Origin of the sequence: Holdemanella sp. DFI.5.55 (genome assembly GCF_020593575.1) — a bacterium.
GTDB classification, from domain to species: domain Bacteria; phylum Bacillota_I; class Bacilli_A; order Erysipelotrichales; family Erysipelotrichaceae; genus Holdemanella; species Holdemanella hominis.
The window spans coordinates 1-225 of the sequence record NZ_JAJDMK010000422.1; the positions used below are offsets into that span (position 1 = coordinate 1).

At 42.7% G+C, this 225-nt stretch carries 1 protein-coding gene; it reads right to left on the minus strand.

Going from position 1 to position 225, the window contains the following annotated elements; genetic code table 11:
• Window positions 1–45: 45 nt before the first annotated feature.
• A partial coding sequence (locus LJE08_RS14660) for a hypothetical protein (protein ID WP_227403673.1) occupies window positions 46–225 on the minus strand: 180 nt, incomplete at its 5' end.

The window sequence follows — 225 nt, forward strand, 5'->3', positions numbered from 1 at the left end:
CTTGCTTTTGTCTACTCGCTCACTCATTTGTGTCTTTCCCCATTTCTATCGCTGCAAGACATTGATAATGCGCAGTGAAAGCTGCTCGGCCGTATTTTGAAATGAAATGTTTTGATCCATTAAATGCCTGGTTTCAAGCGTCAGTTCGCTGACCTTCAGTAATTGATCCAGTCGATAGTGCTGCGCGATTTCTTTGATCATCGTCAATTGGTCATTGAAATGCAG